19 protein-coding genes and 2 pseudogenes are annotated in these 15,921 nt (G+C 55.5%); 10 read left to right on the forward strand and 11 right to left on the reverse strand.

Annotation, left to right across the window (positions count from 1 at the left end; translation table 11 throughout):
* Positions 1-38 precede the first annotated feature (38 nt).
* Positions 39-2,663, forward strand: a complete 2,625-nt coding sequence (locus JV241A_RS25005) for a hypothetical protein (RefSeq protein WP_134064968.1) — start codon at positions 39-41, stop codon at positions 2,661-2,663.
* A gap of 43 nt (positions 2,664-2,706) precedes the next feature.
* Positions 2,707-3,417, forward strand: coding sequence for a hypothetical protein (locus tag JV241A_RS25010; protein WP_134064970.1), 711 nt, complete (start codon positions 2,707-2,709; stop codon positions 3,415-3,417).
* Between the two features lie 384 nt (positions 3,418-3,801).
* On the opposite strand, the gene JV241A_RS25015 is transcribed toward JV241A_RS25010, so the two are convergent.
* The 4 genes from JV241A_RS25015 to JV241A_RS25030 form a co-directional block, all read right to left on the reverse strand.
* Positions 3,802-4,230, reverse strand: a complete 429-nt coding sequence (locus tag JV241A_RS25015; protein ID WP_134065342.1) for a lysis system i-spanin subunit Rz — start codon at positions 4,228-4,230, stop codon at positions 3,802-3,804.
* A gap of 86 nt (positions 4,231-4,316) precedes the next feature.
* A complete protein-coding gene (locus tag JV241A_RS25020; RefSeq protein WP_134064972.1) occupies positions 4,317-4,748 on the reverse strand; it encodes a lysozyme in 432 nt (143 codons plus the stop codon).
* 60 nt (positions 4,749-4,808) lie between these two features.
* Positions 4,809-5,342, reverse strand: coding sequence for a tail fiber assembly protein (locus JV241A_RS27850; RefSeq protein WP_134064974.1), 534 nt, complete (start codon positions 5,340-5,342; stop codon positions 4,809-4,811).
* The gene (locus JV241A_RS25030; protein WP_134064976.1) at positions 5,339-5,530 is read right to left on the reverse strand and encodes a hypothetical protein; all 192 of its coding nucleotides are present in this window, start codon (positions 5,528-5,530) and stop codon (positions 5,339-5,341) included. The genes JV241A_RS27850 and JV241A_RS25030 overlap by 4 nt, the downstream gene beginning before the upstream one ends.
* A gap of 112 nt (positions 5,531-5,642) precedes the next feature.
* Between JV241A_RS25030 and JV241A_RS25035 the strand changes: the two genes are divergently transcribed.
* On the forward strand, positions 5,643-5,879 hold the full coding sequence (locus JV241A_RS25035; protein WP_134064978.1) for a hypothetical protein: 237 nt from the start codon (positions 5,643-5,645) through the stop codon (positions 5,877-5,879).
* 36 nt (positions 5,880-5,915) lie between these two features.
* Here JV241A_RS25035 and JV241A_RS25040 read toward each other — a convergent pair whose 3' ends face one another.
* Positions 5,916-6,242, reverse strand: coding sequence for a phage holin, lambda family (locus JV241A_RS25040; RefSeq protein ID WP_134064980.1), 327 nt, complete (start codon positions 6,240-6,242; stop codon positions 5,916-5,918).
* Between the two features lie 345 nt (positions 6,243-6,587).
* Here JV241A_RS25040 and JV241A_RS25045 point away from each other — a divergent pair, with 345 nt between their 5' ends.
* Positions 6,588-7,457 carry a serine protease gene (locus JV241A_RS25045; protein WP_134064982.1) on the forward strand — a complete coding sequence of 290 codons (870 nt, stop codon included), beginning with the start codon at positions 6,588-6,590 and terminating at the stop codon, positions 7,455-7,457.
* 193 nt (positions 7,458-7,650) lie between these two features.
* On the opposite strand, the gene JV241A_RS25050 is transcribed toward JV241A_RS25045, so the two are convergent.
* The 4 genes and pseudogenes from JV241A_RS25050 to JV241A_RS25060 form a co-directional block, all read right to left on the reverse strand.
* Complete coding sequence (locus JV241A_RS25050; protein WP_134064984.1) at positions 7,651-8,202, reverse strand: YfbU family protein; 552 nt, start codon at positions 8,200-8,202, stop codon at positions 7,651-7,653.
* Between the two features lie 188 nt (positions 8,203-8,390).
* Entirely contained in the window at positions 8,391-9,062 is a 672-nt protein-coding gene (locus JV241A_RS25055) for a hypothetical protein (protein WP_134064986.1), read from the reverse strand.
* A complete protein-coding gene (locus JV241A_RS27525; RefSeq protein ID WP_166675753.1) occupies positions 9,059-9,205 on the reverse strand; it encodes a hypothetical protein in 147 nt (48 codons plus the stop codon). Before JV241A_RS27525 ends, JV241A_RS25055 begins: the two co-directional genes overlap by 4 nt.
* Positions 9,202-9,588, reverse strand: a pseudogene (locus JV241A_RS25060) (recombination protein NinG); the annotation flags it as partial. The pseudogene JV241A_RS25060 and the gene JV241A_RS27525, both read right to left, overlap by 4 nt.
* Here JV241A_RS25060 and JV241A_RS25065 point away from each other — a divergent pair.
* Positions 9,587-9,814: pseudogene (locus JV241A_RS25065) on the forward strand (DNA cytosine methyltransferase); the annotation flags it as partial. The pseudogenes JV241A_RS25060 and JV241A_RS25065 sit on opposite strands and share 2 nt — an antisense overlap.
* 30 nt (positions 9,815-9,844) lie before the next feature.
* Here the strand turns inward: JV241A_RS25065 and JV241A_RS25070 are convergent.
* Positions 9,845-10,822, reverse strand: a complete 978-nt coding sequence (locus JV241A_RS25070) for a hypothetical protein (protein WP_134064990.1) — start codon at positions 10,820-10,822, stop codon at positions 9,845-9,847.
* Between the two features lie 220 nt (positions 10,823-11,042).
* Here JV241A_RS25070 and JV241A_RS25075 point away from each other — a divergent pair, with 220 nt between their 5' ends.
* From JV241A_RS25075 to JV241A_RS27565, 3 genes are read left to right on the forward strand one after another with little or no spacing between them, the layout of a single operon-like run.
* A complete protein-coding gene (locus tag JV241A_RS25075; protein WP_134064992.1) occupies positions 11,043-11,339 on the forward strand; it encodes a hypothetical protein in 297 nt (98 codons plus the stop codon).
* The gene (locus JV241A_RS25080; protein WP_134064994.1) at positions 11,336-11,584 is read left to right on the forward strand and encodes a hypothetical protein; all 249 of its coding nucleotides are present in this window, start codon (positions 11,336-11,338) and stop codon (positions 11,582-11,584) included. The genes JV241A_RS25075 and JV241A_RS25080 overlap by 4 nt, the downstream gene beginning before the upstream one ends.
* Positions 11,581-12,021: a hypothetical protein gene (locus JV241A_RS27565; RefSeq protein ID WP_177414926.1), complete on the forward strand. Its 441-nt coding sequence runs from the start codon at positions 11,581-11,583 to the stop codon at positions 12,019-12,021. Before JV241A_RS25080 ends, JV241A_RS27565 begins: the two co-directional genes overlap by 4 nt.
* 227 nt (positions 12,022-12,248) lie before the next feature.
* On the opposite strand, the gene JV241A_RS25090 is transcribed toward JV241A_RS27565, so the two are convergent.
* Positions 12,249-12,752 carry a hypothetical protein gene (locus JV241A_RS25090; protein ID WP_134064996.1) on the reverse strand — a complete coding sequence of 168 codons (504 nt, stop codon included), beginning with the start codon at positions 12,750-12,752 and terminating at the stop codon, positions 12,249-12,251.
* 273 nt (positions 12,753-13,025) lie between these two features.
* Between JV241A_RS25090 and JV241A_RS25095 the strand changes: the two genes are divergently transcribed.
* Both JV241A_RS25095 and JV241A_RS25100 read left to right on the forward strand, forming a co-directional pair.
* Positions 13,026-14,219, forward strand: coding sequence for a tyrosine-type recombinase/integrase (locus tag JV241A_RS25095; protein ID WP_134064998.1), 1,194 nt, complete (start codon positions 13,026-13,028; stop codon positions 14,217-14,219).
* A 20-nt stretch (positions 14,220-14,239) separates the two neighbouring features.
* Positions 14,240-15,826, forward strand: a complete 1,587-nt coding sequence (locus JV241A_RS25100; RefSeq protein WP_115086750.1) for an ABC-F family ATPase — start codon at positions 14,240-14,242, stop codon at positions 15,824-15,826.
* Positions 15,827-15,921: the final 95 nt, after the last annotated feature.

Raw genomic sequence — 15,921 nt, forward strand, 5'->3', positions numbered from 1 at the left:
CTGGATTATGTTGACCAACTCTCGGCAGGGAGACATGGATGATTCGCTACCTATCGAAGGTTTTACTTATAGCTGCCATTGCATTTTCTGCTAAAGCCAGCGAAACAGAAAACCGTGTTGACAACGTATTTAATGTTGGATCCGAAATCCCTATAGAGCTCAGGTATTTCACACAGCTCATGGGCGGAAATTCACTTGCGGACGCTAAGAACAGGTTCAACTGTTTGAGAAAAACGAATCCTGACATCCCTGCCGCCATCGTCGCCTACCCTACCCCCCCCCTGAAGATCATGCAGTCTTCATCCATCGCAGGCATGCGTCAAACATTTCCATACTCGGTTGTCGTTGCTAGCTACGCTACGGAAATCGAAGCCCACGAATCTCTATACTGGGCAAGAAAGAGCATTGATTTCAAGCCTCTTTTTAAATGCCTTGGCTTCGACAAAACAGGCGATCCAACCATACTCGAAGGCCAATTCTATGTGTATGAATTACGCGTCGCAAAACAGAAGTGGCCACAACTGATCGCGAGAGCACCTCTACCGAGCTTTGATGGCATAGGTTATGCTAGGACCCAGTACGCAGGCGTCAGCCAGGACTTTATAGCGCTTATCAAAAGGAAGATTTATACCAATATTGAAATGGTGAAGGCCGAACTTGCGGCCATCCGTAACTTGTATCCTGAAGTGAGTTTTGCAGCCATCAAACAAGGCGAGTACTACTACCTCACGGTAGCGTCAAACGTGGAGAAGTCAACGCTTGACGAGGCCATCCTGCAGATGCGCAGACGTGGACTGTACGAATATACCTACCTTGCCAGCATTTCAAGTGAAGTGGAGGTCAGTAGAGTTCAGCAACCACCGCGTATTGTGGGCATCTTGAGCCAGGCATCCGACTTTGATGCGAAACCTCAATTAGGGACGGTGAAGTCGTCCCTGACAATTTCAGTTCTCGATATGCAGGACTTGGTAGCGCCAGTACAGGAACGGGTGAAGTCATGCTTCGACAAAGTTAAAACCAAAGTTTCGTCAACCGGTGAGGACATTGAGCTGGGCCTTCCAATAGAGGAATTTGCCGCGTGCTCGGGTGTGGTGCTGGACAACAAAAGCATCACAAAATGCCTGTTGGACTCAAGCTGCACCGGGCTTCGCGTACCGTTGCATTTCAATATTCCTCCCTCGAAACTGGTTCGTGAATGCCTGACAGGAAATGTCGAGCTTTGCACTGGCACCTTTTTGGACCCGCTATTTCAAACGACGTTCAACAGGCTAAACGGGGTGCAATGTCTCGACAACGGAGCGTCGCCGGCCTGCCTGCAAGTCATGTCACTGCTGGACAAGTTGTGTGATGACCCCGCGAACTTGGACAGTTGCACTCTCTATCCGACTTTGATGAGCAGTATCCCCAGACGGTTCTTGGATGTGCTGAGCTGTGTGAGGGATGGACATTGTCAGAACCTCGTGCCTAGGCCGCCAAATATTGATGTGATGGTTAACGAGGAAATCGAGCGGATCAAGACGACGACAGAGGGTTTGGTACGCCCGGTCAAGGAAGGCTTGGCAATGCTGAGTAAAAACACCGATGAGCTCGTTACGGCATTCAAGGCATGTCAGGACCTCGCAGCATCCAAGGACAACAAGGAGCAAGCCAAGGCCTGCTTTGCCAGGTTATCCCTGACTCCGGACGAGCAAAATACACTCAGTTGCTTCGCTGCTGGCGGCGAGCAAAGCAGAACCGATTGCTTTCTCAAGGATGATCGGCTCAAGGAAGTCGTGGAACAGGCAAACTGCTTGAAAGCTGCAGGTGCGGATCTGACGGAAATGGCCAAATGCAGTGGCGACGGAGACCTGGCCAAGATCGAGGAAAAATACAAGTGCGCAACCGGCGAGCAAAGTGCATTGAAGGCCGTGCTCAAATGCAATGACACCCTGCCTCCGGAGATGACCACAGCGATCAAATGCATCGAGTCCAGCAATAGTGTGGAAGACAAAGTGCTGGCTTGTCTTCCCGAACAAAGTGAGGGCGTGAAGACGGCGCGCTGCATTGCAACCTCAAAAAGTGATGCGCAGCGTCTGGCCTGTTTGAACGATAGCATCCCGATGGACCCTACCGCCAAGAAATCCCTGGCCTGCGTTATTGCGGCAAATGGTGACACCCAGGCGACAGCGAAGTGCGCCATCGGTGAAATCATCCCTGGTGACCTTGGTAAGGCATTGTCCTGTGGTACGACCTCGACAGGAGCGGTCGATTTTGCGCTTTGCGTCGCGGGGCCACAGATGAATGCCGAGCTTCGCATGGCTGCCGAATGCGCTGCATCCTCGGGCGGAGAGCCGATTTCGTTTGCAAGTTGTACGGCGGGGCGCCTCACTGTTGCAGAATTGACCAAGTGCATGAGTGGACAGATTGGTCAGGAAGGCGGCTGTTTCGGGCCGAACAATACAATCGTAAAAACGTTGAACAATGCGATTCACGATCTAACCCACGGCCTGGGCGATGGCAACGACCTGGTCAAGGGCTATCAAGAGCTGCAAGAAATTGGCAACAAGCTAGTCGTGCGGCTGGTTGATCTTGGACGTACCGTCGGCCGGGTACTCGACGACATCGTGAATGAAGCCAAGCGCGGGGATGTGGGTAGAACCCTGTGTAACTGGTTTGGTTGCTGATGACAGCATGAACACCAGCTGACCCAATATGCGAGGTATTTCCATGAAGTTTGCACATGCGTTTCTGTTGATGCCCCTGCTCTCTTCGACCGCGGCTGTGGGCTTGACCTTTGATGTGCTGAATGCGCCGCCGGCTCAATCGACCTCTTCGACCTGTCAGTCATATTCGATGGCCGTCGGTGTGTCTCTTCTATCGCTCAGCCCTTTCCTGATCGACTCCGAAGCTACCATGAAGGAAAGCGAAACCAGGATAAGGGCGGTGCTGAAAACGACGTGCCCGTCGTGCACTGAGTTCAATCGTGATCACTGGAAAATGGCGCTCGAAGCCTACAGCAGTAATAAGCTGACCCTCGGCAGTAAAGCGTTCTCCAATGTGCCCCTGCTTTACGAATACCTCTACCAAAATGCCGTGATCACAAAGAAAACTCCGCTCGACCCTGCTTTGCAAGTTTCCATATCAAAGCCCTCGACCGGCTTTTTCCTGTCGGTGACTGAACTCGACGGAAAAATCTATCCTAGCGGACACGTTGTTACCGTCCTGGGGGTTGATGCTCCCAAGACTAGCGACCCTAGTTACCGTCCTGCGCTGCTCATTCTCAACAGTGGGAACAAGAATGTCCCGGACCAGCCTGTCAGCGACACCCAATGTATCGCCTGGCCCGACAACGGAAAGCCGAAATATGTAGGCTCACTGACATGGATTTCAAACTACACGATCAAACACAATCGCCTGGATTGGGTTATCAAGAAGTAATGATTGCCCAATGCTTAAGAAGGTGCGTCGCTAAGTTGCAATCGCTACCGCCCCGATCAAAAAAGCAGGCTTGCCAGAGTTCCGAGAAACGTACAAGGATCCGCCTCATGGAAACCCTCATGTCAAGCACTCGCATAGAGCCGCGATTGCTTGCGCTCATCAATGATTCAGACGTTCTGAGCAGTTGCTCAGCCTCGGTACGTGGTACGTGCTAGGGAATTTGCAGGGATTGTCTTGGCTTACCAGTGAGCGCAATGATGTCCAGCAGACGGGCAACCTTGCTATCGAACGGGGCGCTACCAGATATGTCCGGTCGCTAGGAGTCGTGCTCGGCTATGTCCGCTTTGGGTCGAAAGCATCCGACGGGGCTTGCTGTTTTCCAGCTCACCGCCCGACCTCTCGAACGTAGGCCTGGCACGCCCGCAGGGCAATCAATCCTTGGTCACCGGCATCGGTGATGGCGACAATTCGTTGAGCAGCCGATGGGTCAAGTTCGCCTCGCGCGGTGCCATGAACCACGCCCCCGGGGCTGGAGGTGGCTGGCACCCCACTTCCACCACCCGGGGCGGCGAGAAGGACTGACAGCCGGAGATCAGAAGTAGCGAGGCGATCGCGCAGGCGAGCCTGGTTTGCTTGAGCATTGGTCAGCTCCTGGAGGTGGGTTTTATCGTTGGCCTGCAGCTGATCTTCAAGGGCGCGGCGCCGGGCCTGCTCTGCGCCCTGCCAGTCGATCACCGCCACAGCGGCCGCCTCTCTCTCTCGCTGGAACGCATTGGCCTGTTTCTCGCTTTTGGCCTGCCACTCGGCATCCATGGTCGAGCGCCCGTGCTCGTATGTGCCCCAGAACGCCCAGGCCACCAGCGCCAGCGATACCGCCGCGCCGGCCGTGCGCACGCTGATCATGCAGCCTCCAAGAACAGCGCCTGCTCGGCCTCCCGGCGGCGCACCAGACCGGTCAGGACCTTGCCCCCAGCTTTGTTCCAGCGCGGGAATTGCTCGGCAGCACCGGCATAGTCGCCACGGTTCAGCAGGCGCAGCAGGGTCGACGACTCGAGGTTGGCCGAGCCCAGGTTGTAGGTGAAGCTGATCAGGGCGTCATGCTGGTTGACGTTGAGCGGCACCTTTACCAAGCGCTCCATCTCCGCCTCGAAGCGCTGTACGTCATTGGCCAGCATGCGCTCGGCCTGTTCCTTGGTGATCGACATTCCAGGCTTGATGCCGCGAGTGGTGCCATAGCCGATGGTCCACACGCCGACGGCGTCCTGGTAGGACTGCAGACGCAGACCCTCGAAGGATTTGATGAGGCTCAGGCCTCGTTGCGATGTGCGCATTCACTTTCTCCAGGCAAAAATAAACCCGCTCGAGGGCGGGTGCGTTGGCTGCGATTGGTGTCAGGCCGGCGGCGCTGGCCAGTCGATCGTGTCGGGGTATTCCAGCTGATCCGGCACACGTATCAGCGCGATGCGGTATTTCTTCCAGGCCTTCAGCTGTGCCGTTTCTGTCTCAGTGGCCTCATCGAGATCCACGGCATCCTGTAACGGCTCTATCGCCGCATCTGCAACAGCGCGGCGGGCAGCGGTCTCTGCCACGATCTCGCTCAAATGGCGTACGACCGCAGCGCGATCCTTCATTTCCTGCGTGACCACCTGTGACCAGTCGATCACACCCTGCCCGACCGCAGCCGCTGGCTCGCCTACGCCCGTCGGCAGCAGAACAGGGCCATCAGCGGGATTGATGATGTCGCTCGGGAAGCGCACATGCTCTGGCGCATCATCGGGGTGCGGTAGCAGCAGCGTGATCTGCAGTGCGCCGTCGATCCGTTCGACCGGACCGATCACCCATTCACAGGCTACGGCCGCCACCGGCAGGGTTGCGCCATCCGGCAGCGGGCCGAAGTCGAATGACTTCAGCTCAACCACGTTCATTTCGCCACCATCTTGTGCGTCTCGGCATGGGCATGCCCCTGCAGAAGCGCAACGATCATGCCCTGCGGAAGCCCAGCAGACTTAGACTCGGCGATAGCCTTGATAAGGCTCGCGTCCAGACCATTGATTGCCGCTACCACATCAGGCGGTAAAGGTAGGGCGTGATGCAGGCGGGTTACGTTGCTCATGGGGCCTCCTCGCACTCAGCTTGCATACCTTCCGTCGAATCGTTCCGACCTTCGTGGCAGCTATCCAAATGAGTGACTAATAGTTAAATCTCTGCCTGGGGAGGCACAAAAAATGCAACCAAGATTCGTTATCGTTCCAGCAGTTCCAATAGCAACGGAGTCGTTTCAATCGGGTGGCCGCTTTTACGCCACTACTCTGTCGGGCGGCTTTGATATTTACGACAACCAGGAAAAGATGCGGCTCAAGCCAAGCTATGTAAACAAGGGCCTGGCAGGTGCGGCATGCGCAAAGATGAACATGGAATCGCGCAATCCCACTGAGCTATTTCCCCTGTTGCGAACGGACTGATCCACGAAAAGACGCGCACACAAATTGTGGGGCGGACTACAGCGTGTCCGCCTTGCGGCTCATGAACCGGTCAGAGTACTCGCGCAGCTTCTCCACCCCGATGAAGCCAACCATGCAGCCAGCAAACACCGCCAGGTTGGTGGGCAGCGAGAAGTACTCCAGCACCGGCATCAGGCTTGTGCCGATCAAGCCGCAGAGGATCCCTTCAAGGATAACCTTGCGGCGACCACCACCACCGTAGATAACGCGGCACATCGCAACGGCAGCTGCCGTTCCACCGGTGTACAGCTGGGGCTGGTGGGCAACCAACCAGGCCAACACTGCGGCCCAAAGGCCAGGATCTTTCTCAGGCATATGGGCCATTCCGGTTCCTCCCTTTCGGGGAGCGGTGAATAAAAAAGCCCGTTTAGGGCGGGCAGTGGCTCCGTGCTATGTTTAGGCGCTATCGCCGAGCTCTCCCGGCTTAGCGGCAGGTAAATCAACACCAACGACAACGAACATAGGACGTCTGGAGGTACATAAAGCAACACTCAGAGACCCATGCAGATATTTGTCTGCAAGAGCCTTAAAGGTCTCGACCTCATCCTCGAAACCCAAAAACAAACCATCCATGAACAGGCGCCCTCTTCGATCAAAGTTAACCGACCGCGCACTATAAGACATAGCTACACCCCTCTAAACAATAGATAAATCACGAAGGAGATGATAGTGAGCAATACAAAATCTAGAAAAAACATCCTAAGCACCACGACAATTCTGATTGAAACATCTGGATCTCGCGGAACCGGATTCATGTTCAACTTCATGATCAACAAGGACACTGGAGTCCCTCTACTAATTACCAACAAGCATGTATTAGCAGATGCAAGAAATCTGAAACTTCGCATTTCAACCTCATCCCCTGAAGACAACACCAAGAGAAGTGGGGTGGCTGAATATTTGATCTCAGGCGGCTTGGAACACATCATTATCCAGCACCCCGATCCAAATATAGACCTTGCAGCAATATGCATAGGGCCGATATTGAACGACATGACAAACAAAGGTCTCTTCGGCTATGGAAACATGTTCATGGAAACCGACATCATCACCACGGATGAACTTGAAAGCATTTCAATTGCAGACGATATCCTGATGGTGGGTTACCCCACCGGATTATCAGACTACAAGCACAACCTACCAATTGTAAGGCGAGGCATTATTGCTAGCGACCCGACCATTCCATTTGATGGCAAAGATCACTTCCTCATCGATTGCGCATGCTTCCCAGGTTCAAGCGGCAGCCCAGTTGTTACCAAAGAACAGTTTTTTTTCAGTGACACAACAGGAAGAATTATGGCTGGAAAAAAACGTAGCGCATTAATTGGAATACTTTGGGGCGGCCCAGTTCACAACTCCGAAGGAAAAATCGTTGTCCGTAGCATACCTACCGCCGCGACCCCAATCCCTCAAGTCCCGCAAATGATCAATCTGGGATTCGTAATCAGCGCAGCCCGAATTCTTGACTTGAAGACATACGTTCTGAATCAAAAGCAAATTGGAGGAATTGAATTTAGATTTTCTCACACATCAATTTGATACTAACTTTTAATTGGTAGTCCAGTGGCTGCTCAGATCCGGCTAAGTCACATGCCCGGCATCTCATGCTTTATCGACCTGAGGTGCAAGGCTTTGATCGACGCCGCTACCGACTTAGTGCAGCTGCTTACGCGCGTCATCTGCAGAAATGATAAAGCCCAGTATTCGAACTGGGCCTTATAGGTTGATTCATTCAGCGATTATCTGGATGAATCCATGCATTAAGGATCTCAGCCATCTCTTCGACTGAAAACTCGTAATCCCAGTGCCCTTTTCCAAGAGACTGGCTAGCATTAAGCATGCGACGGTATGCATCTGCCATCGGCATATGAGCGTTCAAGTCTCGCCCCCGGAAAGTGCTCCAGCGCTCGAGCTCTTCAATCATAATGCGCGCAATACTGTAGCCGTCGTAGTCGCTGCCATTACCATCAAAGCCCGGGAAGCGGACTCTCTCACCCATTTGGGACAATGTATTTAGAGTCGCTATGCCCTCTTGATTAAGCGCAGCGTGTGACTGCTCTAATCGCTCCCAAAGATCCAAAACGTCCGCAACAAACTTAACGTTCTCAGGAGGCTCGACGCTATCCTGAAAGAGGCCCGGATACTTCCAGCGCAACGCCCAAGTATTACCGCTACTAACCTTGTCCTGAATGAACTCGGGGTCAAGACCGTTTTCAATATCAAGCTCTTTGTGAATTTCCGTGAGCAAGGCGACGATCAATTTCTGCTCGTTCGTAAACTCCATCTACTCCACCTCCAAATGGACTGATGGCGGGATGCCATTCAGTCAATTGGTATCGTAACGGAACGAGGTACCCCAAAAACAGCAAAGCCCGACTCAATGGCCGGGCTTTCGAATGTCACTCCTAAACACGCGCAGGAATGACAGGATGGGTGAATATTCGGCGAACCGGCAGGCCCTGTCAAGGCCCTCTATGCAACATCTTGCTCATCGAAGAACACCCCCTCCTTGGTAAGGATCTCCCCAGCCTCAAGGAGCGCCTGATTCACCAGCGTATCCAACCCCTTGAATATCTTCCTGCGCCAGTCGCGCCTGGTGCGCTCCGGCGTCCCGTCGACGTCCCAGGTGTTCATGTCGTAGTTGTGGGCTGGCAGGATGATGACGCCTTCACATGGTGCCTCCTGACGCTGCTTGAGCTTGGCGTTGATAGCCTTCTGGGTTTTCGCCACAGCCGCCTTTCTCCAGGCCGGAGCATCATCATCCACCTCAAGCGATACTTTTTCCGCAGGCGCCCGCTCAGCGCCGCCCAGCTGCGGATATGCCCACGCTGTAACGGCCTTGGTCAGGAACAGGCGCGGGGCAGGCGAAGACACGTGCGATACGATCCGCCCGATAGCGCCGACCTTCGATGCCATGTGCGTTGAGTAGCAAGCGTTCAAGGCCATCCAGTGCTTAGGCTCCAGGCAAGAGTGGAGTCTGCCAAACACCCAGCAGTCGGAGAGAAAAGCCGCCTCTTTACCCACGATCTCGCCTTTGAGCTTGCTGGCCTGGATTTTTGGTGTGTAATCGCAGCCGCCGGCGCTATTGATCGTCTCGGATGCCAGTGCACGAATTACTGCGGAGATAACGTCGCGATAGATCATTGCCCACCCCCTGCCCGCTTGGATTTCCTCAAGATGAATTCTTCGTAGCTGCGCTTGCGGGCGACTGCGGCACCCCAGACAACCACGGCGCCGGATGCCACGAGCATCACGGCCAGAATGAAAAACGCCCATGGTGTGGTCATGCTGCAGCATCCTTCAGCTGTTTGATCTTTGCCCGGTACTCGGCCTTGATGGCTTTCAGGTCGTCGATGGTGTGCTTGCAGGCCTGATGAGGCCCTTCCAGCCAGGCCACCCGGTCGACGCCGATGCGCTGCACCAGCCGGATGCGGTACTCGACCGCATTACCGGACAGGTTGCGATTGCACTTCACGCATTGGCGGTGAACGTTGAGCGGCTCGAAGCGCAGCTCCGGGCAGGCGCCCACAGAGCGGTAGTGGCCAGCGTCCCAGCGGCTGCCGGTGATCAGGTCATAATCGCTGGGCAGCGAGTCGCAGCTGATGCACGGCTGACCGGCATCGCGCAGGCGGATGTAGGTGTTGAACTCGGCCTGGGCCTCGCGCATGTACGTGATCGTCGATATCTGCTTGCGGATGCTACAGCCCCCAGAGCTGTACCGGGCCCAGGGCTTCCCCGCTGACTACCGAATTGATGAGGGCGCCGACGGCAGGAAGTTCACCAAGACCGAGCAGGTGCACATGTGCGGCAACAGCGTCAGTCCGCCTCCGATGGCAGCCCTAGCTCAGGCCAATGATCCGTGGAGGAGGCAAAAGCAGGACGCCGTGGCCGCCTAGCCTCCCATCAGTACGGAGTGAATACGCACTTTAGACACTAACAGACGACCGGGGTACCAGTTCAACCTTGACGAAATCTTGAAGCATCGGGCCAACCGACTTTAGTATTGCTCTCAACTGCTGTCCGATGTGAAGATCCCAGTCATAAACAATGACTAATTTTAGGTTGAAGTCAGCAGGTGAAACAGCCGCCTTAACAATGCGAGCCTGGTTAATATATTTCACCAGCAGGTTTTTGAAACTTGATACAGACCGCAGATACTTCACCTCCAAACACTGCAACCCGGACTCTGTATAAGCAGCAGCATCGTATACAACTCCGGTCCCGCCCATTTTCACGTTAAGCTTTACATCAACACCAGAAAAGCGCTCATCAGAACTTATAAAATGCTGAGTAAGTTCAAATACTTCCTTCATTTGAAAAAGTTGCTTTTGTTTCTTAGCGTGCTCAATCAGATCCAAATCATTTTCAGTATCCGAAGCCGCGACAATAGTCGAAACATCCGACTCCTCAGCGACTTTGTTAATGGGATCTACGGCCTGTTCAGTCGCCGGACATGGCGCGGTGTCGTCGGCCTGCAAAACAGGAGCGTCGGCTGGATTAGCGTTGCCTTCAACACCAGATGCTATTTCAGCATTTTGATCGTCCTTCACTTGCAAATCATTCGAAGCCTGTGGAGTTTCGCCAGGGCGCTCCTGATTAGAACCAAACGTCTCAGTTGTCAGCCTCACAAAACTATCGAAGGGATTTAATGTCTGTAGAAACGACTCATCTTTATTATAATCTTTTGGCGCATAAAGCTTTCCATGATGATTAACAACCAGATAACAGAAAGCCCCTAGAATCAGCACAGGAAACAAAACTATGAACCAGATTATAATTATTCGCTCGCACGACACCAATGTATTTGCCGTACTACCTAACATCCAGTTAGCAAAACCATAAATAAGAGAAATAAAGAGCCCGATTATACCCAGTGGGTTTCGTGCGACATCGCCCAATTTCATGACATCCCTCCCTGACATTCAACTTCCAAGCTCACCACCCTCTAAAGCTGCGCTATCGAAACGACATCATCACAAATGCCAAAAGCCGAGGCAATGGGTTGCTGCATTTCATCAGCACCCCGAAAACCACAGGGCCTGTTCGAGAAAGCGACAGGCATCCGCATCATCAAGCAGTAACCCCTCTATTCACTGCCGCGATATGGCGGCCAAGGACGAAGTCATGCCTGCAAAACAGTATCCCCTGGAGGTGCAAAGCGTCGGTAGCGACACCTACATCGCGATGAGCAAGGGTCACCACGACCTTGAAGTGTTCATGGCCGCGGCTGTGAAGGAATGCCCGGGCTGGTTCCTGGGCGGCCCGCAGCACAAATGGTGCAAGACGATGCCGGATCGCTCCGGCGAGTTTGCATACCGGTACGTGTTCGTCGAGGAAGGCACCCCAGGCTCATGGCCGGCCACTTACTGCTGGGAGTTCGGCGAGGACTACAAGCGCTACAACGCCGAGGTGCAGCCATGACCCGCCTCGCCCTCTGCCTCCTGCTGCTGGCCACCGGCGCCAGCGCAACCGAGAACGTCATCGACGTGCAGCACGACAGCCAGCGCGGCGTCACCTGCTACCTGCTGAACGGGGTCGGCATCAGCTGCATCCCCAACAGCCAGCTGAGGGCCGGCAACGAGCGCCAGCTCTCCCCGCACGAACAAGACACCCCTACCCCTGCAAAGGCGCCAGTGCGCTGGAATGAAAAGAGGTATTCACTGTGATCGACAAAGAGAAGCTGAAGGCTCTGGCCGGAGATGCGGCGGGATTCACGGACATGAGCTTGCCGCCTGATGTCGTCCTGGCCTTGCTCGCGGAAATCGAACGGCTGCAGGGCCTTCAGCCTGTGCCCCCACCGCGCCCACCGGAAGGCGATGGCCTGCCCCGATACGGTCTTCGCTGGAATGGACCAAGCAGCCCACTGGCGGTACCGATGGAGGACGGTTACTGGACGCCCTGGCATCTGGCTGACCAGTTTAAGGCCGAGAATGGGGCATTGCGCAAGGATGCCGAGCGGTACCGTTGGCTGTGCGACAGGTTCGGCATCACCAAACTGCCGTGCGCCGTAGAGCGCATCCTCGGCGGAGAGGTATATGTCGCCGATGGCAAGGTCTCCATAGACGCCGCTGTCGACGCTGCAATGCAGGAAATCACGCCATGATCCTCCTACCCATCGCCGCCCCGCTCTACATGGCCTGGATGATCTGGAAGGGGCCAAGGCCCTGAGAAAAGGATAGAGCCGCCCAGCCAGGCTTACGTCGGTCTTGGACCCAGGACAACTGACTGTGCGAGCAAGAACATCATGTCGGCTGGCTTGATCAACGTCTGTAGGAAAATCCTGACTTACTCCCCCTACAACTCAAGCCAGCCGATATGCGCGGGCGAGGATCATGGCTTAGCCGAGGTTTTCAGGTAAGTCAGTGCATCGCTGAATCGCTGCGCTCGTTCCAGGCTACCGGTCCGGATTGAGCCAAGTTCTCTGCCGTCTTGTCCACGAATGACCACCGTGAAGCGGCTAGACCTGCCACGCTTTTGATAGATGGAGATATCGTCAATGGAATTCAGATAGATACGCCTGCTGGCGTCTTTGGTAACACTCCTGCTGCTGCCAGCAGCGATAGCGCCCGCGCCAAGAGGCGCAGCAGAAGCAAACCCCGTAGCCTCCGAAATCACGCCGTCGGACAAGATGATGATCTTGTCCGTGATCAAAACAGATTGCGGCCGGAATTTCTTTCCATAGTCCTCAAAAAACGCCTGCTCGACTAAATCGGCAGCCTGCTGACGATCACTGAATTGTGCAGCAGATGGTGCGTAGCTCAAGCGCTGGCTACCACAGCCTGCAAATAGAAAGCTCAGCAGGATAACTGCACACCATTTGATTCCATTCGACATGCGGCCCCCTGGCTTTGGAAATAGAAGCCGGAGATTACCCGCGACCAGATGAATTATCCATAGCCCAACCTGCCGCCGCTGGCGGCGTGGAGCCTATCCCATGGAAACCGAAACCAGCGGTGACGTCGACAAGGTCACCGAACAACGCATGGCTGAACTACTCGGCTGCACCAAACGAGCACTTGAAGGCCGGCGCCTGCGCGGCGTACTGCCCGAGGGCGTCTGGATGAAGCACCACGGCCGCATCATTTATAGCAAGAAGAGGTACGACGAATGGCTCGAAAACCAATGGATTTACCCCCAGGGATCGACATCAACCACGGATCGCTCCGCCTCCGTTTCATGTGGGAAGGTACTCGACGCACCGAAACCCTTCCCTACCCCACGACACCGAAAGGCCTCAAGGCTGCATCCCAGCTTCGCGATCAGGTAACAAGCCTCATCAAATACGGGTTACTGGACCAGGACAAATACGCGGAGTTGTTCCCAAACTCCGCCACCGTCGTCGGTGGGGTGCCGGTATTCGGTGAGTACGCTCAGCTGTGGCTGGATAGTCGCGAGATCGTCGACGGCACGCGCAATGGCTACAAGAGCGCGCTCAACCTTTACTGGATGCCGCACCTTGCGCTGGTCCGGATCGACCTGCTGTCAACGACGCGGATTCGCCAAATCGTCAGCACAACGAAATGGACCTCACCTTCGGTCAAGCGCAACGCACTGGTGAAGCTGTCGACCATCCTCAAGGCAGCCGTGGGTGACGGACTGATACTGCGCAACCCTGCAGAGTCGGTGCAGCTGCCCAAGCGAAGCAGAAAAGAGATCGAACCTTTCACCCTGGACGAGGCAAACCGCGTCGTCGCGAGGATGTACGCGGGAAAGCACTGGCCCAGCTCGATCTATGCCGCGTTCTACGAGTTCGTATTTTTCACTGGAATGAGGTTATCCGAAGCGCTGGCCCTTCGTTGGGACGCGGTGGATCTTGAGAAGCGAACGGCGCATGTGAAGCGCACCGTTGCATTAGGAAAGGTGGTGGAACGCACCAAGACAGGAAAGGATCGTTTCGTACTGCTGAATGAACGCGCGCTGCACGCGCTGGAGTTTGCCAGGCAGTACGCAGAGCGGCGCAAGCTGGGCAAAGGAAAGGTGACTGAGACGCCGTACATCTTCCCTCCGTCGAAAAACGCAGAATTCGTGCAGCAAACGTCCGATCTGCATCACCAATGGCGGCCAATCCTCAAGGAATTGGGGATCGGCTACCGGCGGCCATACAACTGCCGTCACACCTATGCGACAATATGCTTAATGTCTGGCCTCAACCCCGCATTTATCGCCCAACAGCTCGGGCATAGCGTGCAGATGCTCTTATCGACTTATGCACGTTGGATCAACTCGACCTCGGATTGGCAGGAGCTTGAAAAGCTCCAGATTGGTCTCAAATTGGTCTCAGGCTGTGAAAGCGTCACATAAGTTATTGATAGGTAAGCCCTTTGATCTCCACCGCTAACATCACCATGCAGTTCGGCGCCAAGCCCTTGTTCGAGAACGTCTCGGTCAAGTTCAACAACGGCAACCGCTACGGCCTGATCGGCGCCAACGGCTGCGGCAAGTCGACCTTCATGAAAATCCTCGGCAACGACCTGGAACCGTCCGCCGGCCAGGTCATGCTCGAGCCGAACGTACGCCTGGGCAAGCTGCGCCAGGATCAGTTCGCCTACGAAGAATTCACCGTGATCGACACCGTGATCATGGGCCACGAGGAGCTGTGGAAGGTCAAGGCCGAGCGCGATCGCATCTACTCGCTGCCGGAAATGACCGAAGAAGACGGCATGGCCGTTGCCGAGCTGGAAACCGAGTTCGCCGAGATGGACGGCTACACCGCCGAATCCCGCGCCGGTGAGCTGCTGCTGGGCCTGGGTATCCCGCTGGAACAGCATTTCGGCCCGATGACCGAAGTCGCGCCAGGCTGGAAGCTGCGTGTACTGCTGGCCCAGGCGCTGTTCTCGAACCCGGAAGTGCTGCTGCTCGACGAACCAACCAACCACCTGGACATCAACACCATCCGCTGGCTGGAAAACATTCTCACGGCGCGTAACAGCACCATGATCATCATTTCCCACGACCGGCACTTCCTCAACAGCGTCTGCACCCACATGGCCGACCTGGACTACGGTGAGCTGCGCCTGTTCCCGGGCAACTACGACGAGTACATGACCGCCGCGACCCAGTCGCGCGAGCAGCTGCTGTCGGACAACGCCAAGAAGAAAGCCCAGATCGCCGAGCTGCAGACCTTCGTCAGCCGCTTCTCGGCCAACGCCTCGAAAGCCAAGCAGGCCACTTCGCGGGCCAAGCAGATCGACAAGATCCAGCTGGCCGAGGTCAAGCCATCGAGCCGGGTCAGCCCGTTCATCCGCTTCGAGCAGACCAAAAAACTGCACCGCCAGGCCGTGACCATCGAGAAGATGTCCAAGGGCTTCGACGGCAAGACCCTGTTCGAGAACTTCAGCTTCACCGTTGAAGCCGGCGAGCGCGTGGCGATCATCGGCCCCAACGGTATCGGCAAGACCACCCTGCTGCGCACCCTGGTCGGTGAACTGGCCCCGGATGCCGGTGCGGTGAAATGGACCGAAAGCGCCGAACTGGGCTACTACGCCCAGGACCACGCCCACGACTTCGAAGAAGACCTCAGCCTGTTCGACTGGATGGGCCAGTGGACCCAGGGCGAGCAAGTGATCCGTGGCACCCTGGGGCGCATGCTGTTCTCCAACGACGAGATCCTCAAGTCGGTGAAGGTGATCTCCGGTGGTGAGCAAGGCCGCATGCTGTTCGGCAAGCTGATCCTGCAAAAGCCCAACGTACTGGTGATGGACGAACCGACCAACCACCTGGACATGGAATCGATCGAGGCGCTCAACCTGGCGCTGGAAAACTACCCGGGTACGCTGGTCTTCGTCAGCCACGACCGTGAGTTCGTGTCGTCGCTGGCCACCCGCATCATCGAGCTGAGCCCGAGCGGTGTGGTGGACTTCAGCGGTACCTACGATGACTACCTGCGCAGCCAGGGTGTGGTGATCTGATCCAGACCTGATCGCGGGGCAAGCCCGCTCCTACAATCCTGTAGGAGCGGGCTTGCCCCGCGATGCTGGAAAATCCGTTAGCCTGCTTCCTTTTC

Source organism: Pseudomonas sp. JV241A (genome assembly GCF_900275665.1).
Taxonomy (GTDB): Bacteria; Pseudomonadota; Gammaproteobacteria; order Pseudomonadales; family Pseudomonadaceae; genus Aquipseudomonas; species Aquipseudomonas wadenswilerensis.